Source organism: Cupriavidus sp. FW305-F7 (genome assembly GCF_058782875.1).
Genome location: NZ_JBYSYC010000048.1, coordinates 38,169 through 59,243 on the forward strand (window position 1 = coordinate 38,169; position 21,075 = coordinate 59,243).

Here is a 21,075-nt window from a genome sequence, read left to right on the forward strand (position 1 = left end):
CAATGGCAAAAGGAGCCAGGAACAGGGCGGAGTGTGCCTGGGATGCTTTTGCAGAAAAACCCGGTGATCTGCAGAAGATATTTGACTAAAATTCAAGAATGAAGCTGACCATGCCTGATCGAGCACCGCACCGATGTCGCCATCCGCATCGGCAGGCTGCGCGATTCAACGCTGCATGCGCTGCTGGGCTTTACGCAGCCGGAGGGGCTCAACCGCTGCCCTTGCGTACCGACGACGGCCTGGAGCTGCCGATCCGGCCACATCTGGCGGCACCCAGCGGCGAAACCTTGCGCCACCTGGCCCTGGCCGGCGGTGGGGACCGCATCCCGCCAGCCTCTAAGCGAAAACCCTGACCCCTCTGGTATACTTGCGCTACGTCCGGACCGGCCGGACGCAGCCTGCGACAGGCCTCAGGCGGTTCCTCCGGCAGTGCCCGGAGCCCTGCACGGAAAACCCGGTGCACACCGCCCGCGCTGCCAGCCCTGCGGCGCCGATCCGGGAGCCCGAGCCCGGATCCGTGATACTTGTTATCCGGCCTTTGCCCAATACCTGTTGAAACCCCGGCCAGCCCAAGGGCGGCCGAATGCCCGTTAACGGTCCAAAAACGGTCCCAGAACGGTCCCAGAGAGACCCCCACGCATGACTTACGCCGTCAAGGAAATCTTCTATACGCTGCAGGGCGAAGGCGCCAACGCCGGCCGCGCCGCGGTGTTCTGCCGCTTTGCGGGCTGCAACCTGTGGAGCGGCCGCGAAGACGACCGCGCCAGCGCGGTGTGCCAGTTCTGCGATACGGATTTCGTCGGCACCGATGGCACCCGCGGCGGCAAGTACCGCACGGCCGAAGAGTTGGCCGCGGTGGTCGCGTCGGAATGGCCGCAGGGCGCCGGCGGCCAGCCGCTGGTGGTCTGCACCGGGGGCGAGCCGCTGCTGCAGCTCGACGCGCCGCTGATCGACGCGCTGCATGCGCAGGGCTTCGAGATCGCGATCGAAACCAACGGCACCATCGCCGTGCCGCCGGGGGTCGACTGGGTCTGCGTCAGCCCCAAGATGGGCTCGGAACTGGTGGTCACGCGTGGTGACGAGCTGAAGGTCGTGATCCCGCAGGAGGGCCAGGACTTTGCCGCATACGAGCAGCTTGATTTCCGCCATTTCCTGGTGCAGGCCATGGATGGCCCGCTGGCGAGGGAAAATACCGCCGCCGCGGTGGCGTTCTGCCAGCGCCATCCGCGCTGGCGGCTGTCGCTGCAGACCCACAAGCTGCTGGGCATCCGCTGAGCGGCGCGGCATCGACGGTATCGACAGGTCGCCCAAGGGGCGGCAAAACGTACACAATACAGGCTTCGGGCGCGCGCGCAGCGTCCGTTCCAACGCAGGCGGCCGGCACCGGCGCCGGTACACATGAGCAAACAAGTTTCCATTACCCGCCGGCTGGAGTTTGACTCCGGCCACCGCATCCCGAACCACTGCGGCCAGTGCCGCAATATCCACGGCCACCGCTACCGGCTGGACCTGACGCTGTCGGGCGAGGTCCTGCACCGCGAGGGCGCGTCGGATGACGGCATGATCCTGGACTTCGGCGACATCAAGGCGCTGGCCAACGAGCACCTGGTCAACAAGTGGGACCACGCCTTCCTGATCTACCGTGGCGACACCGCGCTGCTGAACTTCCTGCAATCGATGGAAGGGCACAAGACCGTGGTGCTGGACGCGATCCCGACGGTCGAGAACCTGGCCCAGGTCGCGTTCGACATCCTGGCGCCGGTGTTCAAGGACTGCTTCGGCCACCAGCTGCAGCTGACCAGGCTGGTGCTGTTCGAAACGCCCAACTGCTGGGCGGAAGTGAGCGCGCCCGCCGTGCTGCCGGCGCAGGACTGAGCGGGGACGATGACAGAGACGCCACCGCTGCCGTTGCGCGCGCTGCGCGCCCTGCCTGAAGACCCGGTCGAGGCTGCCGAGCGCGATGCGCGCTACATGCGCGCCGCGCTGGAAGAAGCCCGCCTGGCCGAAGCCGCCGGCGAGGTGCCGGTGGGCGCGGTGGTGGTCTGGAACGACACCATCATCGCGCGCGGCCACAACCTGCCGATCCGCTCGGTGGACCCATCCGCCCATGCCGAGATGCAGGCACTGCGCGCCGCCGCCCAGGTGATCGGTAACTACCGCATGCCAGAGTGCGAGCTGTACGTGACGCTGGAACCGTGCGTCATGTGCAGCGGCGCGATCCTGCACGCGCGGCTGCGCCACGTGGTGTTCGGTGCAACCGACCCCAAGACCGGCGCGGCCGGCAGCGTGCTCAACCTGTTCGAGCAGGCGCAGCTCAACCACCAGACCACCATTGCCGGCGGGGTGCTGGCCGACACCTGCGGCCAGATGCTGAAGGATTTCTTCGGCGCGCGCCGCCGGGCCCAGAAAGCCGCGCAGAAGGCGGCACAGCAGGACGCCGCCGCGCCTGTCACCGATCCCGACAAGAACAACGATATTGAAGCATGAGCACGCCGAACAGCAGGCCGCCGCATACCGAAGTCCGACTGATCGCCTCGTCCGGATATCCGCACGACGTCGCCATCGCCGCGCGCGGCTGTGCCTGGCTCAAGCATCATGGCTACCACATGACCAACCCCGACGTGCTGGCGCGGCGCTACCTGCGCTTTGGCGGCACGGATGCGGAGCGGCTGGCCGATCTGCATGCCATCGGCACTGGCGCGCCGCACGCGCTGACGCTGGCGGTGCGCGGCGGCTATGGCATCGCGCGGCTGCTGGCGCAAGTCGACTTTGCCCGCATCGCCGCGCAGGCCAGTGCCAGCGGCACGCCCATCGTCGGCCACAGCGACTTCACCGCGTTCCAACTGGCCTACCTGGCGGCGACGGGTGGCGTCACCTTTGCCGGGCCGATGCTGCTGGCGGATTTTGGTGCCGAGGTGGTGGATCCCTTCATGTGGGAGCATTTCGAAGGCATCTTGCGCAACCCTGCGTACAGCGTCGACGTGGCAGCGCCGCAGCCGGGCGGCCAACCGTTCTCCGGCAGCGTGGAAGGCACGCTCTGGGGCGGCAACCTGGCCATGCTGTGCAGCCTGCTGGGCACGCCTTTCATGCCGCAGGTGGAGGGCGGGGTGCTGTTCCTGGAAGACATCAACGAGCCGCCGTACCGGGTGGAGCGCATGCTGATCCAGTTGCAGCAGGCCGGCGTGCTGGGCGCGCAACGCGCCATCGTGCTGGGCGATTTCTCCAATTACCGCGTCACCGACTACGATAACGGCTACGACATGGACGCAGTGGTGGCCTACCTGCACGAACAGCTGCCGGTGCCGGTGCTGACCGGGCTGCCGTTCGGCCACTGCGCGCGCAAGCTGACGCTGCCGGTCGGCGCCCAGGTGCGGCTGGCCGCACGTGCGGATGGCTTCAGCATGGCGTTTTCCGGCTATCCGGTGCTGCCGCCACTGGCCTGACCGGCCGCATCGTCCGATGCCGCGCATCCGGGTCGCAAGGAATGCGTCCGGATGATAGAATGTGCGGTTATTTCCTGACTTCCTGCCGGGTTCTCACATGAACCGGGCGCGGCCCGTGCCGCATCGCCAGCCATGGCCGCCGGAATACTCCGAGCCAGCGCGATGCATCTCCGGCAAGGCCCGTCCCTGAGCGGCATGGGGTGCGCCTCGTGTGCAAAACCGGCAAGCCGCGGCCAGCGCCGCGGCGCCACAATCTCCAGACAAGGTTCAAGACGTGCTTTCTACCGCAAACATCACCATGCAGTTCGGCCCCAAGCCGTTGTTCGAGAATATCTCGGTCAAGTTCGGCGAGGGCAACCGCTACGGCCTGATCGGCGCGAACGGTTGCGGCAAGTCCACGTTCATGAAGATCCTGGGCAGCGACCTGGAACCGTCGTCGGGCAACGTCATGCTGGAGCCGGGCGTGCGCCTGGGCAAGCTGCGCCAGGACCAGTTCGCCTATGAAGACATGCGTGTGCTGGACGTGGTGATGATGGGCCACACCGAAATGTGGGGTGCCGCGCAGGAGCGCGACGCCATCTACGCCAACCCGGAAGCGACCGACGAAGACTACATGAAGGCCGCCGAGCTGGAGGCCAAGTACGCCGAATACGACGGCTACACCGCCGAGGCCCGCGCTGGCGAGCTGCTGCTGGGCGTGGGCATCCCCACCACTCAGCACCAGGGCAACATGAGCGACGTGGCCCCCGGCTGGAAGCTGCGCGTGCTGCTGGCACAGGCACTGTTCTCGAACCCGGACGTGCTGCTGCTGGACGAACCGACCAACAACCTGGACATCAACACGATCCGCTGGCTGGAGACCGTGCTCAACGAGCGCAACTCCACCATGATCATCATCTCCCACGATCGCCACTTCCTGAACTCGGTCTGCACCCACATGGCCGACATGGACTACGGCACGCTCAAGGTCTACCCGGGCAACTACGACGACTACATGGAAGCGTCGATGCAGGCCCGCGAGCGCCAAGTCGCCGCCAACGCGCGCGCCAAGGAGCGCATCAGCGAGCTGCAGGACTTCGTGCGCCGCTTCTCGGCCAACAAGTCCAAGGCCCGCCAGGCCACCTCGCGCGCCAAGCAGATCGAGAAGATCAAGGTCGACGACATCAAGCCGTCGTCGCGCCAGAACCCGTTCATCCGCTTCGAGTTCGAGAAGAAGCTGCACAACCTGGCCGTGGAAGTGGAGAACATCACCAAGACCTACGACCGTAAGATCATCGACGGCCTGTCGCTTGCGATCCAGGCCGGCGAGCGCGTGGCGATCATCGGCGAAAACGGCGCCGGCAAGACCACGCTGCTGCGCAGCCTGCTCAACGGCGCGGTGCAGACCGGCGTGCAGCGCGGCGTGGAAGTGGACCGCGGCACGGTCAAGTGGGCCGAGAACGCCAACGTCGGCTACATGCCGCAGGATACCTACGAGGAATTTCCGGACAACCGTGACGTGATGGACTGGATGAGCCAGTGGACGCAGGCCGGCGACGACGAGACCTCGCTGCGCGGCACCCTGGGCCGCCTGCTGTTCTCGGCCGACGACATCAGGAAGTCGGTCAAGGTGCTGTCCGGCGGCGAGAAGGGCCGCATGATCTGGGGCAAGCTGATGCTGGGCCGCCACAACGTGCTGGCCATGGACGAGCCGACCAACCACATGGACATGGAGTCGATCGAATCCCTGCAGATCGCGCTGGACAAGTTCACGGGCACGCTGATCTTCGTTTCGCACGACCGCGAGCTGATCAGCGGGCTGGCGACGCGCGTGATTGAAGTGCGCACGGACGGCACGCTGACGGACTACCTGGGTACGTATGACGAGTACCTGCAGTCGCAGGGTATCGACGGCTGAGCGTCGGGACCTTGATGATGCAAGAAGGCCGCCTCCGGGCGGCCTTTTACATTGCTGCGCCGGAATGCCAGCCAGCGGCGATGCGATCGGCGATCTGGTCGAGCTGGCTCGTGATGGCACGCGCGGTGATGTCGCCCTTGGCCTTGAGCAGCGCCGCATGCAGCGGTTCGCGCAGCGCCAGCAGCGCGGGCAGGTCGGTGGCCCTTTCGACTTTCACCTGCATCATGTAGCCGCGCAGGCCGAGATGCTGCCCGATCACGTCGGTATAGAAGTGATACAGGCTCTCGAAGGCCGCGATGTCTGCGGGCGAATGGGTCGCGGTATCGGCCGGTTGCGGTGCCTCCGGCACCTCGGTGGCGGGCGCGTGCCGCATTGCGTACACGGAGAACATATTGGTGTCGGCGGCAGGCGTGACACGCGCCGGTGCCTGCGTCTGTGCCACTGCAGCGGGCGGTCGTGCCGGCTCCGGGACGGCTTCGACCAGGCCTTGTGCCACCAGTGTGTCCATGGCCTCGGGGGCCACCCCCATGCCGGCTACCTGCGCCAGCAATTCCTGCCCGCGGCGCTCGCCGTTGACCATCAGCAGCAGCGCGCGCAGCTTGTGGTCAAGCTTGCGTGCACGCGTCCGGATCTCGTCCTGTCCCGCATCCGTCTTGCGGTAGATCGGATCGACCATGTCTCACCCCTTGTTATGTCCGGCCGCCTTTGGCGAGAGTCCCCGTCAGGTGCTGCGGCCGATTATCGCCATCTTCTTGTCCAGAGCGGTATGCGCGGCTTTCCGCGGCGCAAAAACATAGTCCCGAATCCGCTCTACAATGTGCGTGCACCATAAAAGTAACAAAAAATTGCAATCGCCAATTCACCAAACCGAGAACTGTGGCCATGCAACAACGAGACAAACTCTTTATTAACGGCAAGTGGGTCGCTCCCCACGGCAACGGCAAGATCGACGTCATCCACTCCGCCACCGAGGCGGTGATGGGCACCATCCCCGAAGGCTCGGCGCGCGACGCCGAGGATGCCATCCAGGCGGCCCGCGCGGCCTTCGACAGCTGGTCGGCCACGCCGCCGGCGGTGCGTGCCGGCTATATCGCCAAGATCGCCGAAGGCCTGAAGGCGCGCAGCGAAGAGCTGGCCCAGCTGATTGCCGGCGAAGTCGGCATGCCGATCAAGCTGGCGCGCGCGATCCAGGTGGGCGGGCCGGTCTACAACTGGGGCCAGGCCGCCAAGCTGCTGGACGGTTTCCGCTTCGAGGAAGAGGTCGGCAACTCCCTGGTGGTGCGCGAGCCCGTGGGCGTGGTGGGTGCCATTACTCCGTGGAACTACCCGCTCAACCAGATCACGCTGAAAGTGGCGCCGGCCCTGGCCGCCGGCTGCACCGTGGTGCTCAAGCCCTCCGAGGTGGCGCCGCTCAATGCCTTCGTGCTGGCCGAGGTGATCGAGGCCGCCGGCCTGCCGCCGGGCGTGTTCAACCTGGTGACCGGCTATGGCCCGGTGGTGGGCGAGGTGCTGGCCAGCCATCCGGAAGTCGACATGGTGTCGTTCACGGGTTCGACCCGCGCCGGCAAGCGCGTCTCGGAACTGGGCTCGCAGACCGTCAAGCGCGTGGCGCTGGAGCTGGGCGGCAAGTCCGCTTCGGTGATCCTGGACGACGCCGACCTGCCGTCGGCGGTGAAGGGCACCATCAATGCCTGCTTCCTGAATTCCGGCCAGACCTGTTCGGCGCATACCCGCATGCTGGTGCCGCGGGCCCGTTACGATGAAGTGAAGGCGATCGCGCAGAAGGTGGTCGCGGGCTTTACCGTGGGCGATCCGCTGCAGGAAACCAGCAAGCTGGGACCGCTGATTTCCGCGGTGCAGAAGGACCGTGTGACCGGCTATATCCGCCGGGGCCTGGATGAGGGTGCCGAACTGGTGGCTGGCGGTCCGGACACCCCGGAAGGGCTGGACAAGGGCTTCTACGTCAAGCCGACCGTGCTCGGCAACGTGGAGCCGCGTGCCACCGTGGCGCAGGAAGAGATCTTCGGGCCGGTGCTGTCGATCATCTGCTATGACACCGAGGAAGACGCGGTGCGCATCGCCAATGACAGCATCTATGGCCTGGGCGGCGGGGTCTGGTCCGGTGACGAGGCACGCGCGATCCGCGTGGCGCGCCGTATCCGCACCGGCCAGGTCGATATCAACGGCGGTCCGTTCAATATGCAGGCGCCGTTCGGCGGCTACAAGCAGTCCGGCAACGGGCGCGAAGCGGGCAAGTACGGCCTGGAGGAATTCCTGGAGTACAAGTCGCTGCAGCTGAAGAAGCCGGCAGCCTGATGCGGCGCTGAGCGCGTTGATGCAATATGGGAAATGCCCGGCTGGCCCGGGCATTTTTTTCGTGCGGATAATGCACGGAAAACACGCAAAACATAACGACAAAAGTCATTGGGGGAGCAACGATGCGCTGGTTTGGTCGGCTGGCCAGGTTTGTGGTGGGGCTGCTGGTGCTGGCGGTGGCCGGCGCCGTCGGGGCCCTGGTCTGGTATCGCCATGCGGCGCAGCCGCCGGCTTCCGGCCAGGAAGCGCTGGCGGGTTTGCGCGGCCAGGTCGCGGTCGTGCGCGACGGCCATGGCGTGCCGCATATCCGCGCCGCCAGCAAGGCGGACGCCTGGTTTGCGCTGGGCTACGTCCATGCCCAGGACCGGCTGTGGCAGATGCAGATGAACAAGCGCGTCGTGGCAGGCCGGCTCGCGGAGATCCTGGGGCCGTCCGCGCTCGATACCGACAAGTTCCTGCGAACGCTGGGCGTGCGGCGCAATGCCGAGGCCATCCTGGCGCATGCCTCGCCCGAGACCCGTGCCGCGTTGCAGGCCTATGCCGACGGCGTCAATGCCTGGATCGACCATCGCAAGGGCCCGCTGCCGCCTGAATTCCTGCTGCTGCGCGCGCAGCCCGAGCGCTGGGAGCCGGCCGATACGCTGGGCTGGCAGACCATGATGGCCTGGGACCTGGGCGGCAACTGGACCCAGGAAACCCTGCGCATGCGGCTGGCGCAAGTGCTGCCGGTGGCCCGCATCAGCGAGTTGCTGGCGCCGTATCCGGGCGAGCAGCCGGTGCGCACCATGGATTACGGCCACCTTTACAAGCAACTGGCACCGCTGGCGAATGCCATGGCCAGCGTCGGCGACAAGGCGCCGCCGGGTTATGTCGAGGGCATGGGCTCGAACAACTGGGTGGTGTCGGGCGCGCATACGCAATCGGGCAAGCCGATGCTGGCCAATGACCCGCACCTGGGGCTGCAGGCGCCCGCGCTGTGGTACTTCGCCAGGATGACGGCGCCCGGCCTGGACGTGACCGGCGCCACGCTGCCCGGCATGCCGCTGGTGGTGCTGGGACACAACGACCGCATCGCCTGGGGGCTGACCAATACCGCGCCCGACGTGCAGGACCTGTATATCGAACGGCTGCGCCCCGGCAACGACACGCAGTACCAGACCCCGGACGGCTGGGCTGCATTCGAGACCCGCACCGAGACCATCCGCGTCAAGGGCGCCCCGGACGTGGTGCTGAAGGTCCGCGCCACGCGCCACGGCCCGGTGATTTCCGATGTGGCCGAGCCGCTTTCGGCTGCCGCAGGACCGCTGGGCGCACAGTATGTGGTGGCCTTCCAGTGGACCGCGCTGCGCCCGGACGACCGCACCTTCCAGGCCGGACTACGCATGAACGAAGCGCGCGACTGGGCCGGCTTCACCGCGGCGCTGCGCGACTTCCATTCGCCGCAGCAGAACATTGTCTATGCCGATGTCGACGGCAATATCGGCTTCTATGCGCCCGGACGCGTGCCGCTGCGCCGTGCCGACAACGACCTCAAGGGGCTGGCTCCGGCGCCCGGCTGGGATGCGCGCTACGACTGGACCGGCTTTATTCCGTTCGAGGCACTGCCGCACCGCTACAACCCGGCCGACGGCGTGATCGTGACGGCCAACCAGCGCATCGTTGCGCCGGACTACCCGTACTTCATCACCAGCGAATGGACCGTGCCGTATCGCTTTGACCGGATCCAGTCGCTGCTGGCGGCCACGCCCAGGCACAGCTTCGACAGCTTTGCGGCGATCCAGAAAGACGTAGTCTCGCTGGCCGTGCGCGATGCCTTGCCGCTGCTGCTGGCCGCGCCCGTCGGCCGGGACGCAGCGCGGCCCGAGCGCGAACGCGCCTTGCTGGAAGCGCTGCGCAAGTGGGACGGCACCATGGACCCGGCGCGCGCCGAGCCGCTGGTGGTCACCGCTTGGCTGCGCGAGCTGTCGCGGCGGCTGTTCGAGGAGAAAGCGGGCGAGGCGATTTTTGTCCGCCTGTGGGAGCAGCGTAACGTCCAGCAGCCCATGCTCAACATCCTGCGCGATCCGCGCACACTGGGCGCGTTCTGGTGCGACCGGCAGCATACGCGCCCGGCCGAGACCTGCGACGACGCCATCGCAGACGCCTGGACCCAGGCCATGGCGGACCTGTCGCGCCGCTACGGCGACGACGCCGCCCGCTGGCGCTGGGGCGAGGCGCACACGGCCCGCTCCGAGCACAAGCCCTTCGGCAAGATCGCGCACCTGTCGCCGCTGTTCAACCTGCGCGTGCCGACCGGCGGCGATACCTATACGGTCAATGTCGGCCGGCATAACCTGCGCGACGACAAGGCGCCGTTCGAGAACACCCACGCGGCCAGCGTGCGTGCGCTCTATGACCTGGCGAACCTGGAGGCGTCGCGGTTCATGGACTCCACCGGGCAGTCAGGCAACGCGCTGTTGCCGCGCTACCGCGACTGGACCGGAAAATGGGCGGCGGTCGAGTACGTGACCATCCCGCCCGTGCCATCGCTGCCGCAGCAGGCTGCGCCGGATACGCTGATCCTGGTGCCGGCTGCGAAAAAATAGCGCAGGGCATGACATGCCGTGCTGAGAATGCTCGCAAATTGGCGAGATCCTGCCATGGTCTTCGCGGGGCGCAGCAATTGACGCTACCATGGGGACCCCTTTCGACCGGCAGGAGTCCCGGATGGCAACGCGTACCACTCATGTGATCCAGCACGTCGCATTCGAACATGCGGGCGTGATCGGCAATGCCTTGCGCGCGCGCGGGCACACGTTGCAGGTGTTTCAGGCCGGTGTCGATGACCTGGCACCCATCGCGGATAATCCGGCCGACCTGCTGCTGATCCTCGGCGGCCCCATCGGTGTCTATGAAACCGATGCCTATCCCTGGCTGGAGGCCGAGATCGCCCTGATCCGCCAACGCCTGGCGGCTGGCGGCAAGATGATCGGGGTTTGCCTGGGCGCGCAGCTGATCGCGCGTGCTGCCGGCGCGCGGGTCTACGCGGGCACGCGCGAGATCGGCTGGGCGCCGATTTTGCCCACGCCGGCGGGACAGGATTCCGCGCTGGCCGAACTGGCCAGCGCCCACTGGGAGGTGCTGCACTGGCATGGCGATACCTTCGACCTGCCTCCCGGCGCGCAACTGCTGGCGTCCACCGCCGCGGTACAGAACCAGGCCTATGCCATCGGCAACCAGGTGCTGGCGCTGCAATTCCACCCCGAGGTCATGCCGCGCGATATCGAGGCCTGGCTGATCGGCCATACCGTCGAGCTGGCCAAGGCCGGCGTCGATCCGCGCACCATCCGCGCGCGTACTGCCGAAGTCGGCGCCACCGTGGCGGCCGCGGGCGAGCGCATGTTCGCGCGCTGGCTGGAGGAAGCCGGGCTATGAGCCAGCCGGCATCGCCCGTGCGCGCGGTGATCGGCGCTGTGCTGATGGGACAGGTGCGCCCGTTCGGGCCCAAGGGCGTGCCCAGCGGCATCGCCAAGACCGCGGCATTCGATCGGATTCGCGTGACTGCGCTTGGACTTGAAGGCGATGGGCAGGGCGATCCGCGCCATCACGGTGGCCCGGAAAAGGCGCTGCACCACTACGCCTTCGATCATTACCCGGCATGGCGCAAGGAACTGGCTGCGCAGGGTGCGCAAGGCAACGGTGTGCTTGACGTTGCGGGCGCCTTCGGCGAGAACCTGAGCACCACCGGGCTGACCGAGGCCGCCGTCTGCATCGGCGACCGCTTCCGTCTGGGCACGGCGCTGGTGGAGGTATCGCAGGCGCGCCAGCCATGCTGGAAGCTCAATCATCGATTCGGCTATGCAGGCATGTCGCGCGCCGTGCAGCAAAGCCTGCGCACCGGCTGGTACTACCGTGTACTGGAGACTGGCGACGTGGCGGCGGGGGATACGCTGGAACTGGTGGCGCGCCCCTGTCCGCGATGGTCGCTGCAGCGCCTGCTGCAGGTGCTGTATGTCGACCGGCTGGACTATGCCGCGCTCGCGGAAATGTCAGAGCTGGCACCGCTGGCCGAGAACTGGCGCAAGCTTGCCCGGCAGCGCGTGGAACGGCGCGAAATCGAAGATATGGAGCGGCGGCTGGCGGGCGGCTGAATGCCGCAGCCTCAGCCCTGGCGGAACCGCTTCCCCGTGCCCTCGCGGGTAATGCGCTCCCAGACCACCTGCTTTTCCTCTTCGCTGAAGAACACCCAGTTGCTGACCTCGGCCGCGGTGCGGCCGCAGCCCTGGCAGATATCGTCGAACAGCGTCGAGCAGATGCCGATGCAGGGGCTGTCCGGGCGCTCGGACAGCGTGGAATCCGTGGTGCCGTGATCCGGTTCAGAGCGGAGCGGGGCGGATTCTGAGGGCGACGGCATGATGGCGGGAGGGATTGGGGTGAAACGGGGGGATATTATACGGGGTCGGAAGGGGGCGGCTCTCTGGGGTCGCTACTGCGCCCGCAATGTCCCGTCGTCTATGTGGTGAGAGCTGCCAACGGCTGGCATGCATGGACGGACAACTACGTCTTACGTAATTGAGCGAGTTCCTCTCACTCGCTACGCTCCACCCTGAACCAGGAGCCCAGCCATGTCCCAAGCCCTTGCCAGCTTCCCTCGCCAATGTGATCGCCAAGCCTCCGTTGCCCCCCGCATGCGTGCCATGATCGACAACGTCCTGATAGGCTCCCCGGTGGCGCGCGCCCTCGGCGTGCGGCTGGCCAGCCTGGCGCCCGATCATGTCGAGCTGGAAATGCCGTTCCTGCCGACCAACGTGACCCACGGCAGCATCGTCCATGGCGGCGTCATTGCCACGCTGATCGATATCGCCGGCGCCGCGGCGGCAGCTTCTGGCGCCAGTGCCGACGACGTGAAGGGCGGGGCGACCAGTTCGCTGTCTATCCAGTACCTGGCCCCGGCACAGGGAGCGGCGCTGCGCGCGGTGGCGATGGTGGTGCGGCGTGGGCGCCGGCAGGTGGTCACGGACGTGTCGGTCTATGCGCAAGCCCCGGACGAGGGCGTTCTGGTGGCCAAGGCATTGATGAGCAGCGCCATGTTCTGATTCCGGAGTGGATGCATCGGAGGTCCGTTTTTTTCAGTCCATAAAACGCAATTAACCGCCGTATTTTCACCTTCACACCCAAGCGCGCCAGTACGCTGGCGCGAACTGCTTCCAATGCAAAGGGGCAGCTTCCTGGAGGAAAGCGATGCAGCATGGGCCTGAAACGGCGGCGGCATCTCGGCTTATGAGCCGTACTGGAACTACATCGCGCTGGGCTTTGCGCTGGTGTTCGAAAGCATCAGCTTCAGCATTGCGCTGCGCGCGTTCCTGCAGGAAAAGCGTGATGTGCCGTTCTGGCGGGCAGTGCGCAATAGCAAGGATCCGACCACGGTGACCGTGCTGGCCGAGGACGCCACGGCGCTGGCCGGCCTGGTGATCGCCGCACTGGGGGTGTATGTGAGCCATCGGCTCAATATGCCGGTGTTGGATGGGGCGCCATCACTGCTGATCGGGCTGCTGCTGGCGGGCGTGGCCACGCTGCTGATCCTGCCTGCTGGTGGGTGAGGGAATCGACAAGGAGATGGCGGTGGCGATGCGCCAGATCGTGCTGGACGACCCCGCGGTCCAGTCAGCCGGGCTGTCCGACCCGCGCCTGGCACGTGCGCTGGTGGCGCTGCACGAGGCGCCGGGCGAGCCGTGGGACCTGCCGCGCATGGCGGCGCGCGCAGGCATGTCGCGCAGCGCCTTTGCCGCGAGCTTCCGGCGCACTGTGGGGCAGCCGCCGGCCGACTACCTGACCGACTGGCGCCTGACGCTGGCGCAGGCGCAACTGCGGCTGGGCCGCCCGGTTAAATCCGTGGCGCTGGAGCTGGGCTATGCCAATGCGTCGGCGCTGTCGCGCGCGTTTACGGCACGGATGGGCCAATCGCCAAGGCAATGGCTGGAACGGGAAGAAGGGGAAAACGCAGGGGAGGAGGCCGGGAAACTGGTGCCAGCCGATGCAGCCGCCGGTTTGCTTCCCTCTCCCGCGTGCGGGAGAGGGGCGGGGGGAGAGGGCAGGAGCGTCTAGCGGCGATACCGCTTGCTCCACGACCCCATCAGTACTTCCAGAAGACCTGCTGCAGTGCCTTGGAGTCGTTAGTCTGCGTCAGCGCCAGCGCCATCAGGATGCGTGCCTTCTGCGGCAGCTGGTCGTCGGTGACGATCCAGTCGTACTTGTCGTCCGGCTGCTCGGCATTGCGCACCACCACGCCGCTGCCGGTGCGCGAGGCGCGCACGATCTGCACGCCCTTGGCGCGCGCGGCCTTGAGCGACTCGACCATGTAGTCGCCGACGCTGCCGTTGCCCGTGGCGGCATAGATGATGGCCTTGGCACCGCTCTTCACCGCGGCGTCGACCGCGGCCGGATTGGCGTTGCCGTAGGCGTACAGCACTGCCACTTCAGGCAGCTTGTCGATCTTGTCGATGTCCCACTGCGTCTGCTGCGTGTGCGGACGCGCCGGCAGGCGATAGAACAGCGTGCGGCCTTCGACCACGTAGCCCAGCGGGCCGAACGGCGAGCGGAAGGTCTCGGTCTTGAAGGTGTTGCTCTTGGTGACGTCGCGGCCGGTGTGGATCTCGTCGTTCAGCACGGCCAGCGTGCCCTTGCCCTTGGAGGCAGGGTTGGACGCGACCAGCACGGCGTCGTACAGGTTGAGCGCGCCATCGGCGCCCAGCGCGGTGCCCGGGCGCATCGAGCCCACCACCACCACCGGCTTGTCGCTCTTGAGCGTCAGGTTCAGGAAGTAAGCGGTTTCCTCGATGGTATCGGTGCCGTGCGTAATGACGATGCCGTCCACGTCCGGCTGCTTGAGCAGTTCCGATACGCGCTTGGCCAGCTTCAGCAGGCGTTCGTTATTGAAGCTCTCCGAACCGATCTGGAAAATCTGCTCACCCTTGACGTTGGCCACCTTGGAGATCTCGGGCACCGAGGCGATGATCTTGTCGACCGGCACCACGGCGGACTGGTAGGCCGCGGTGTTGGTCGCCGATGCGCCGGCGCCGGCAATGGTGCCGCCCGTGCCGATGATGACGATATTGGCCTTGCGGGCTTCGGCCTGGGCCGTGGCGGGTGCGACGCCTGGTTGTGCGGCGGGTGCGAGCTGCGCGTGGGCAGTGCCGGTGATCAGGCTCGCCGACAGCAGGGCGGCGGCCAGCGTGGTGACGCGGGCGAAGTGTTTCATGTTTCTCCTCGGTATTTATACGAACGTGTGGCCCGTACTGGAATCGGCACGACATACCTTATGGGTGGAATGGTGCCGTCCGTGTTCAGTCGGTGGCTGCCTGAACGGGGCCTGTGGTGCAGGGCCCGTTCAGGCAGCGGCAGTGACTATACGTGAGGAGAATTTGGCGCGGGAGGGGCGCTGCAAGGGTTATGCCGATTCGGCATGAAGATGCCTGGGCGATAACTCAAATCGCATACATATCGAGGTACTCATTGACCGGGATGGCCTCCAGCCGCGCCTGGTCCAGCGACGCGGCCAGGATGGCCTGCTGCTGTTTCGGCGGGAAGCGGCGGGCGAGGTTGGTGCGGAATTTTTCCACCAGCAGCGGGACGCCCTCGGCGCGGCGGCGCTTGTGGCCGAGCGGGTATTCGACCAGCACCTCGTCCAGCACGGTGCCGTCTGCCAGCGTCACGGTCAGCGCGTTGGCGATCGAGCGCTTGCCGGGGTCGTGGTAGTCGCGCGTCAGTGCGGGGTCTTCCACGCAGGTGATCTTGCCGCGCAGCGCGTCGATGCGCGGGTCGGCTGCAACCTTGTCTTCGTAGTCGGCGGCGGTCAGGCGGCCGAACAGCAGCGGCACGGCCACCATGTACTGGATGCAGTGGTCGCGATCCGCCGGATTGCTGAGCGGACCCTGCTTGTCGATGATGCGCAGGCAGGCCTCGTGGGTGCGGATGGTGATGGCGGCGATATCCGCCGCGCTGCGCCCCGCGAGCGCCAGCGCACCGTGCAGCTGCATCGCTGCCTCCACCGCGGTCTGCGCGTGGAATTCAGCCGGGTACGAGATCTTGAACAGGATGTTCTCCATCACATACGACCCGTACGGCCGCTGGAAGCGGAACGGCTGCCCCTTGAACAGCACGTCGTAGAAGCCCCAGGTCTTTGCCGTCAACGCCGACGGATAGCCCATCTCGCCGGTGCGGGCGATCAGCGCCAGCCGCACTGCGCGGCTGGTGGCGTCGCCGGCGGCCCAGCTCTTGCGGCTGCCGGTGTTGGGGGCGTGGCGGTAGGTGCGCAGGCTCTGGCCGTCGACCCAGGCCAGCGACACGGCATTGAGGATCTCGTCGCGCGTGAGGCCGAGCATCTGCGCGACCACGGCGGTGGAAGCCACCTTGACCAGCACCACGTGATCCAGCCCGACCTGGTTGAACGAATTCTCCAGCGCGATGCAGCCCTGGATTTCGTGCGCCTTGATCATCGCCGCCAGCACCGTCTTCATCGTCAGCGGCTTGCGCCCGGCGGCGATGTGGTTGCGCGAGATCCAGTCAGCGGTGGCCAGGATGCCGCCGAGATTGTCCGACGGATGACCCCATTCGGCCGCGAGCCAGGTGTCGTTGAAGTCCAGCCAGCGGATCATCGTCCCGATACTGAACGCGGCCTGGACCGGATCGAGCTGGAACTGGGTGCCCGGCACGCGCGCGCCGTTGGGCACGATCGTGCCCGGAACGATGGGACCCAGCAGCTTGGTGCAGGCCGGGTAGGAGAGGGCTTCGAGCCCGCAACCGAGCGTGTCGATCAGGCAGTTGCGGGCGGTGTCGTAGGCGAGGCCGCTTTTGATCTCGTACCGGGTGACATAGTCGACGATGTCGACCAGCACCTGGTCCGGATCGGGGCGTTGCGCGGACGGTGTGTCGGTGGACATGAACGGCCTCGCGGGTGCGGCTCAGCTCAGAACGCGTCGCCGGGAACGCGCACCCAGCCTTCCATCAGCACGCGCGCGCTGCGGCTCATGATGGCCTTTTTGACCGCCCATTCGCCATCGACCTGCTGCGCCTCGGCGCCCACGCGCAGCGTGCCGGACGGATGCCCGAAACGCACCGCGTTGCGCTCGCCGCCGCCGGCGGCCAGGTTGACCAGCGTGCCGGGGATGGCCGCGGCGGTGCCAATCGCCACCGCTGCCGTGCCCATCATGGCGTGGTGCAGCTTGCCCATCGACAGCGCGCGCACCAGCAGGTCCACATCGGCCGCGGCCACCTTCTTGCCGCTGGAGGCGACGTAGTCGACCGGCTTGGCGACAAAGGCCACCTTGGGCGTGTGCTGGCGCTTGGCGGCCTCGTCCACGTTCTTGATCAGGCCCATGCGCAGCGCGCCATAGGCACGGATGGTCTCGAACATCGCCAGCGCCTTGGTGTCGCTGTTGATGGCGTCCTGCAGCTCGGTGCCGGTGTAGCCGATGCTCTCGGCGTTGACGAAGATGGTCGGGATGCCCGCGTTGATCATGGTGGCCTTGAGCGTGCCCACGCCCGGCACTTCGAGGTCGTCGACCACGTTGCCGGTGGGGAACATCGCGCCGCCGGCGCCTTCTTCCTCGGCGGCCGGGTCCATGAACTCAAGCTGCACTTCGGCGGCCGGGAAGGTCACGCCATCCAGCTCGAAATCGCCGGTTTCCTGCACTTCGCCGTTGGTGACGGGCACATGGCCGATGATGGTCTTGCCGATATTGGCCTGCCAGATGCGCACCACGGCCACGCCGTTGCGCGGGATGCGGCTGGCATCGACCAGGCCGGCGCTGATGGCAAAGGGACCGACCGCTGCCGACAGGTTGCCGCAGTTGCCGCTCCAGTCGACAAAGGGCTGGTCGATCGAGACCTGGCCGAACAGGTAGTCGACATCGTGGTCGGGCCGGCTGCTCTTGGACACGATCACCGTCTTGCTGGTGCTGGACGTGGCCGCGCCCATGCCGTCGATCTGCTTGCCATAGGGGTCGGGACTGCCGATCACGCGCATCAGCAGCGCGTCGCGCGCCGGGCCGGGCACTTGTGCCGTTTCCGGCAAATCCTGCAGGCGGAAGAACACGCCTTTGCTGGTGCCGCCACGGATATAGGTGGCGGGAATCTTGATCTGGGGTACGTGAGCCATGGAAATCATTGTCCTGGTTGGCCCGGGCGGCATCTATGCCGCCCGGGCCCATGTCACAGCTTATGCAGCCGAACGGGTCGACTCAAGGAAGTCCTGCGCGAAGCGCTGCAGCACGCCGCCGGCTTCGTAGATCGACACTTCCTCGTCGCTGTCGAGGCGACAGGTCACCGGCACCTCGACGCGCTCGCCGTTCTTGCGGTTCACCACCAGCGTCAACGTGGCGCGCGGCTGGCGCTCGCCGATCACGTCATAGGTCTCGGTGCCGTCCAGGCCCAGCGTCAGGCGGTTCACGCCCGGCTTGAACTCCAGCGGCAGCACGCCCATGCCGATCAGGTTGGTGCGGTGGATGCGCTCGAAGCCCTCGGCGACGATGACCTCGACGCCAGCCAGGCGCACGCCCTTGGCGGCCCAGTCGCGCGACGAGCCCTGGCCATAGTCCGCGCCGGCGATGATGATCAGCGGCTGCTTACGGTCCATGTAGGTCTCGATGGCCTCCCACATGCGCACGACCTTGCCTTCCGGCTCGATGCGCGCCAGCGAACCCTTCTTGACCTGGCCGTCGACCACGGCCATTTCATTGATCAGGGTCGGGTTGGCAAAGGTGGCGCGCTGCGCGGTCAGGTGGTCGCCGCGGTGGGTCGCGTACGAGTTGAAGTCCTCTTCCGGCAGGCCCATCTTGGCCAGGTATTCACCCGCGGCGCTGTTAAGCATGATGGCGTTGGACGGCGACAGGTGGTCGGTGGTGATGTTGTCGCCCAGCACCGCCAGCGGACGCAGCGCCTTGAGCGTACGCTCGCCGGCCAGCGCGCCTTCCCAGTAGGGCGGACGGCGGATATAGGTGCTCTGCGGGCGCCAGTCGTACAGCGGGCTGACGGACTCGCCGCTGGCCGCGGTGATGGCGAACATCGGCTCGTAGACCTTGCGGAACTGCTCGGGCTTGACGCTCTTTGCCACGATCGCGTCGATCTCTTCGTCGCTCGGCCAGATGTCCTTCAGGTACACCGGCTTGCCGGCCTGGTCCGTGCCCAGCACGTCTTTCTCGATATCAAAGCGGATGGTGCCAGCGATGGCATAGGCCACCACCAGCGGCGGCGAGGCAAGGAAGGCCTGCTTGGCGTACGGGTGGATGCGGCCGTCGAAATTGCGGTTGCCGGACAGCACTGCCGTGGCGTACAGGTCGCGGTCGATGATTTCCTGCTGGATCTTGGGATCCAAGGCGCCCGACATGCCGTTGCACGTGGTGCAGGCAAAGGCGACGATGCCGAAGCCGAGCTTCTCCAGGTCCGGCAGCAGGTTCGCTTCTTCCAGGTACAGTTCGACCGCCTTGGAGCCGGGCGCCAGCGACGACTTGACCCACGGCTTGCGCGCCAGGCCGCGCGCATTGGCGTTGCGCGCCAGCAGCGCGGCGGCAATCACATTACGCGGGTTGCTGGTGTTGGTGCAGCTGGTGATGGCGGCGATGATCACGGCGCCGTCCGGCATCAGGCCTTCGGCTTCCTGCGCGCGGGCCTTGTCCAGGTCGACGGCGATGCCGCGCTCGGCCAGCGCGGAGGTCGGCAGGCGCTTGTGCGGGTTGGACGGGCCGGCCATATTGCGCACCACGCTCGACAGGTCGAACTTCAGCACGCGCTCGTACTCGGCGTTCTTCAGCGAATCCGCCCACAGGCCGGCAGTCTTGGCGTACGTTTCGACCAGCTTGAGCTGCTCGTCGGTGCGGCCGGTCAGGCGCAGGTAGTCAATGGTCTGCTCGTCGATGAAGAACATCGCGGCAGTGGCGCCATATTCCGGGGCCATGTTGGAAATAGTCGCACGGTCGCCGAGCGTCAGGCTAGAGGCGCCTTCGCCACGGAACTCCAGATAGGCGCCGACAACTTTTTCCTTGCGCAGGAATTCAGTCAGGGCCAGCACGATGTCGGTGGCGGTAATGCCGGGCTGGCGCTTGCCGGTCAGCTCCACGCCGACGATATCGGGCAGGCGCATCCACGAGGCGCGGCCGAGCATCACGTTCTCGGCTTCCAGGCCGCCCACGCCGATGGCGATCACGCCCAGCGCATCCACGTGCGGGGTGTGGCTGTCGGTGCCGACGCAGGTATCGGGGTAGGCCACGCCACTATCAGCGTGGATCACCGGCGACATCTTCTCCAGGTTGATCTGGTGCATGATGCCGTTGCCCGGCGGGATCACATCGACGTTCTTGAACGCCTGCTTGGTCCAGTCGATGAAATGGAAGCGGTCTTCGTTGCGGCGGTCTTCGATGGCGCGGTTCTTGGCGAAGGCATCGGGATCGAAGCCGCCGCACTCTACCGCCAGCGAGTGATCGACGATCAGTTGCACCGGCACCACCGGGTTGACCTTGGCGGGGTCGCCGCCCTGGTCGGCAATGGCGTCGCGCAGGCCGGCCAGGTCCACCAGCGCGGTCTGGCCCAGGATGTCATGGCACACCACGCGCGCCGGGAACCACGGGAAATCGAGGTCGCGCTTGCGCCCGATCAGCTGCTTCAGCGAATCCGTCAGCGTGGCGGGATCGCAGCGGCGCACCAGGTTTTCTGCCAGCACGCGCGACGTGTACGGCAGCTTGTCGTAGGCACCCGGCTGGATTGCCTCGACCGCGGCGCGCGCGTCAAAGTAATCCAGCTTGGTGCCCGGTAGCGGTTTGCGGTTTGCAGAATTCATGGTGTAGGGAAATCAATATAGGTATGAAAAAGGGGTAGTGGTCCCATGTCAGCGACCAACTACCCCCTTGCCCGCAGGCCCGGATCAATGCAACCCGACGCGGAGCAAACCGGCAGCCGGTCTTACTTGCGATCCTTCAGCGGCACGAACTTCAGGTTCTCCGGGCCGGTGTAGTTGGCACTCGGGCGGATGATCTTGTTGTCGATACGCTGCTCGATGATGTGCGCGGCCCAGCCCGAGGTGCGCGCGATCACAAACAGCGGCGTGAACATCGCCGTCGGCACGCCCATCATGTGGTAGCTCACCGCGCTGAACCAGTCCAGGTTCGGGAACATCTTCTTGATGTCTCCCATCACCGTTTCCAGGCGCTCGGCGATGTCGAACATCTTCATCGAGCCGGCGTCCTTCGACAGCCTCTTCGCCACGTCCTTGATCACCTGGTTGCGCGGGTCGCTGATGGTGTACACCGGGTGGCCGAAGCCGATCACGACTTCCTTGTTCTCGACGCGGCGGGTGATGTCGGCCTGGGCCTCATCCGGGTTGTCGTAGCGCTTCTGGATCTCGAACGCGACCTCGTTGGCGCCGCCGTGCTTGGGGCCGCGCAGCGCGCC

Annotated in this window: 18 protein-coding genes and 2 pseudogenes; 13 read left to right on the forward strand and 7 right to left on the reverse strand. The window is 66.5% G+C overall.

Annotation, left to right across the window (positions count from 1 at the left end; genetic code table 11):
• Nucleotides 1–114: 114 nt before the first annotated feature.
• The 6 genes and pseudogenes from AC3WL8_RS32535 to AC3WL8_RS32560 form a co-directional block, all read left to right on the forward strand.
• A pseudogene (locus tag AC3WL8_RS32535) lies at nucleotides 115–353 on the forward strand (hypothetical protein); the annotation flags it as partial.
• A 286-nt stretch (nucleotides 354–639) separates the two neighbouring features.
• Nucleotides 640–1,275, forward strand: a complete 636-nt coding sequence (gene queE / locus AC3WL8_RS32540; RefSeq protein ID WP_013956873.1) for a 7-carboxy-7-deazaguanine synthase — start codon at nucleotides 640–642, stop codon at nucleotides 1,273–1,275.
• A gap of 123 nt (nucleotides 1,276–1,398) precedes the next feature.
• Entirely contained in the window at nucleotides 1,399–1,875 is a 477-nt protein-coding gene (locus AC3WL8_RS32545; RefSeq protein ID WP_013956872.1) for a 6-pyruvoyl trahydropterin synthase family protein, read from the forward strand.
• A gap of 9 nt (nucleotides 1,876–1,884) precedes the next feature.
• On the forward strand, nucleotides 1,885–2,487 hold the full coding sequence (gene tadA, locus AC3WL8_RS32550; protein ID WP_013956871.1) for a tRNA adenosine(34) deaminase TadA: 603 nt from the start codon (nucleotides 1,885–1,887) through the stop codon (nucleotides 2,485–2,487).
• On the forward strand, nucleotides 2,484–3,443 hold the full coding sequence (ldcA, locus tag AC3WL8_RS32555) for a muramoyltetrapeptide carboxypeptidase (RefSeq protein WP_013956870.1): 960 nt from the start codon (nucleotides 2,484–2,486) through the stop codon (nucleotides 3,441–3,443). Before tadA ends, ldcA begins: the two co-directional genes overlap by 4 nt.
• A 274-nt stretch (nucleotides 3,444–3,717) precedes the next feature.
• Entirely contained in the window at nucleotides 3,718–5,340 is a 1,623-nt protein-coding gene (locus tag AC3WL8_RS32560) for an ABC-F family ATPase (RefSeq protein WP_013956869.1), read from the forward strand.
• Nucleotides 5,341–5,386: 46 nt separating this feature from the next.
• On the opposite strand, the gene AC3WL8_RS32565 is transcribed toward AC3WL8_RS32560, so the two are convergent.
• Nucleotides 5,387–6,016, reverse strand: coding sequence for a hypothetical protein (locus AC3WL8_RS32565; protein WP_211979760.1), 630 nt, complete (start codon nucleotides 6,014–6,016; stop codon nucleotides 5,387–5,389).
• Nucleotides 6,017–6,222: 206 nt separating this feature from the next.
• On the opposite strand from AC3WL8_RS32565, the gene AC3WL8_RS32570 reads away from it, so the two are divergent.
• The 4 genes from AC3WL8_RS32570 (at nucleotide 6,223) to AC3WL8_RS32585 (ending at nucleotide 11,786) form a co-directional block, all read left to right on the forward strand.
• Nucleotides 6,223–7,656, forward strand: a complete 1,434-nt coding sequence (locus tag AC3WL8_RS32570) for an aldehyde dehydrogenase family protein (protein ID WP_153955949.1) — start codon at nucleotides 6,223–6,225, stop codon at nucleotides 7,654–7,656.
• 122 nt (nucleotides 7,657–7,778) lie between these two features.
• A complete protein-coding gene (locus AC3WL8_RS32575) occupies nucleotides 7,779–10,241 on the forward strand; it encodes a penicillin acylase family protein (RefSeq protein ID WP_492379695.1) in 2,463 nt (820 codons plus the stop codon).
• Between the two features lie 121 nt (nucleotides 10,242–10,362).
• Nucleotides 10,363–11,070 carry a glutamine amidotransferase gene (locus AC3WL8_RS32580; protein ID WP_153955948.1) on the forward strand — a complete coding sequence of 236 codons (708 nt, stop codon included), beginning with the start codon at nucleotides 10,363–10,365 and terminating at the stop codon, nucleotides 11,068–11,070.
• On the forward strand, nucleotides 11,067–11,786 hold the full coding sequence (locus tag AC3WL8_RS32585) for an MOSC domain-containing protein (RefSeq protein ID WP_492379696.1): 720 nt from the start codon (nucleotides 11,067–11,069) through the stop codon (nucleotides 11,784–11,786). Before AC3WL8_RS32580 ends, AC3WL8_RS32585 begins: the two co-directional genes overlap by 4 nt.
• A gap of 11 nt (nucleotides 11,787–11,797) precedes the next feature.
• Here the strand turns inward: AC3WL8_RS32585 and AC3WL8_RS32590 are convergent, their stop codons facing one another.
• Complete coding sequence (locus tag AC3WL8_RS32590) at nucleotides 11,798–12,049, reverse strand: DUF1289 domain-containing protein (RefSeq protein ID WP_013956863.1); 252 nt, start codon at nucleotides 12,047–12,049, stop codon at nucleotides 11,798–11,800.
• Nucleotides 12,050–12,260: 211 nt separating this feature from the next.
• Here AC3WL8_RS32590 and AC3WL8_RS32595 point away from each other — a divergent pair, with 211 nt between their 5' ends.
• From AC3WL8_RS32595 to AC3WL8_RS32605, 3 genes and pseudogenes are all read left to right on the forward strand, one after another.
• The gene (locus tag AC3WL8_RS32595; RefSeq protein ID WP_013956862.1) at nucleotides 12,261–12,731 is read left to right on the forward strand and encodes a PaaI family thioesterase; all 471 of its coding nucleotides are present in this window, start codon (nucleotides 12,261–12,263) and stop codon (nucleotides 12,729–12,731) included.
• 225 nt (nucleotides 12,732–12,956) lie between these two features.
• Nucleotides 12,957–13,235 carry a cation diffusion facilitator family transporter gene (locus tag AC3WL8_RS32600; protein ID WP_153955946.1) on the forward strand — a complete coding sequence of 93 codons (279 nt, stop codon included), beginning with the start codon at nucleotides 12,957–12,959 and terminating at the stop codon, nucleotides 13,233–13,235.
• Between the two features lie 67 nt (nucleotides 13,236–13,302).
• Nucleotides 13,303–13,740: pseudogene (locus AC3WL8_RS32605) on the forward strand (helix-turn-helix transcriptional regulator); the annotation flags it as partial.
• 28 nt (nucleotides 13,741–13,768) lie between these two features.
• Here the strand turns inward: AC3WL8_RS32605 and AC3WL8_RS32610 are convergent.
• The 5 genes from AC3WL8_RS32610 to AC3WL8_RS32630 form a co-directional block, all read right to left on the reverse strand.
• Entirely contained in the window at nucleotides 13,769–14,893 is a 1,125-nt protein-coding gene (locus tag AC3WL8_RS32610) for an asparaginase (protein ID WP_013956859.1), read from the reverse strand.
• 226 nt (nucleotides 14,894–15,119) lie between these two features.
• Nucleotides 15,120–16,574: a bifunctional 2-methylcitrate dehydratase/aconitate hydratase gene (locus tag AC3WL8_RS32615; RefSeq protein WP_153955944.1), complete on the reverse strand. Its 1,455-nt coding sequence runs from the start codon at nucleotides 16,572–16,574 to the stop codon at nucleotides 15,120–15,122.
• 26 nt (nucleotides 16,575–16,600) lie between these two features.
• The gene (gene prpF / locus AC3WL8_RS32620; protein WP_013956857.1) at nucleotides 16,601–17,791 is read right to left on the reverse strand and encodes a 2-methylaconitate cis-trans isomerase PrpF; all 1,191 of its coding nucleotides are present in this window, start codon (nucleotides 17,789–17,791) and stop codon (nucleotides 16,601–16,603) included.
• A 60-nt stretch (nucleotides 17,792–17,851) separates the two neighbouring features.
• Nucleotides 17,852–20,464, reverse strand: a complete 2,613-nt coding sequence (acnD, locus tag AC3WL8_RS32625; protein ID WP_153955943.1) for a Fe/S-dependent 2-methylisocitrate dehydratase AcnD — start codon at nucleotides 20,462–20,464, stop codon at nucleotides 17,852–17,854.
• Between the two features lie 122 nt (nucleotides 20,465–20,586).
• The coding region (locus AC3WL8_RS32630) for a citrate/2-methylcitrate synthase (RefSeq protein WP_492379697.1) at nucleotides 20,587–21,075 on the reverse strand (489 nt) is incomplete at its 5' end.

Excerpts from the sequence above, each read along its gene's own strand:
- queE (WP_013956873.1), top strand. The coding sequence starts at position 640 with ATGACTTACGCCGTCAAGGAAATCTTCTATACGCTGCAGGGCGAAGGC.
- AC3WL8_RS32545 (WP_013956872.1), top strand. The coding sequence starts at position 1,399 with ATGAGCAAACAAGTTTCCATTACCCGCCGGCTGGAGTTTGACTCCGGC.
- tadA (WP_013956871.1), top strand. The coding sequence starts at position 1,885 with ATGACAGAGACGCCACCGCTGCCGTTGCGCGCGCTGCGCGCCCTGCCT.
- ldcA (WP_013956870.1), top strand. The coding sequence starts at position 2,484 with ATGAGCACGCCGAACAGCAGGCCGCCGCATACCGAAGTCCGACTGATC.
- AC3WL8_RS32565 (WP_211979760.1), bottom strand. The coding sequence starts at position 6,016 with ATGGTCGATCCGATCTACCGCAAGACGGATGCGGGACAGGACGAGATC.
- AC3WL8_RS32570 (WP_153955949.1), top strand. The coding sequence starts at position 6,223 with ATGCAACAACGAGACAAACTCTTTATTAACGGCAAGTGGGTCGCTCCC.
- AC3WL8_RS32575 (WP_492379695.1), top strand. The coding sequence starts at position 7,779 with ATGCGCTGGTTTGGTCGGCTGGCCAGGTTTGTGGTGGGGCTGCTGGTG.
- AC3WL8_RS32580 (WP_153955948.1), top strand. The coding sequence starts at position 10,363 with ATGGCAACGCGTACCACTCATGTGATCCAGCACGTCGCATTCGAACAT.
- AC3WL8_RS32585 (WP_492379696.1), top strand. The coding sequence starts at position 11,067 with ATGAGCCAGCCGGCATCGCCCGTGCGCGCGGTGATCGGCGCTGTGCTG.
- AC3WL8_RS32590 (WP_013956863.1), bottom strand. The coding sequence starts at position 12,049 with ATGCCGTCGCCCTCAGAATCCGCCCCGCTCCGCTCTGAACCGGATCAC.
- AC3WL8_RS32595 (WP_013956862.1), top strand. The coding sequence starts at position 12,261 with ATGTCCCAAGCCCTTGCCAGCTTCCCTCGCCAATGTGATCGCCAAGCC.
- AC3WL8_RS32610 (WP_013956859.1), bottom strand. The coding sequence starts at position 14,893 with ATGAAACACTTCGCCCGCGTCACCACGCTGGCCGCCGCCCTGCTGTCG.
- AC3WL8_RS32615 (WP_153955944.1), bottom strand. The coding sequence starts at position 16,574 with ATGTCCACCGACACACCGTCCGCGCAACGCCCCGATCCGGACCAGGTG.
- prpF (WP_013956857.1), bottom strand. The coding sequence starts at position 17,791 with ATGGCTCACGTACCCCAGATCAAGATTCCCGCCACCTATATCCGTGGC.
- acnD (WP_153955943.1), bottom strand. The coding sequence starts at position 20,464 with ATGAATTCTGCAAACCGCAAACCGCTACCGGGCACCAAGCTGGATTAC.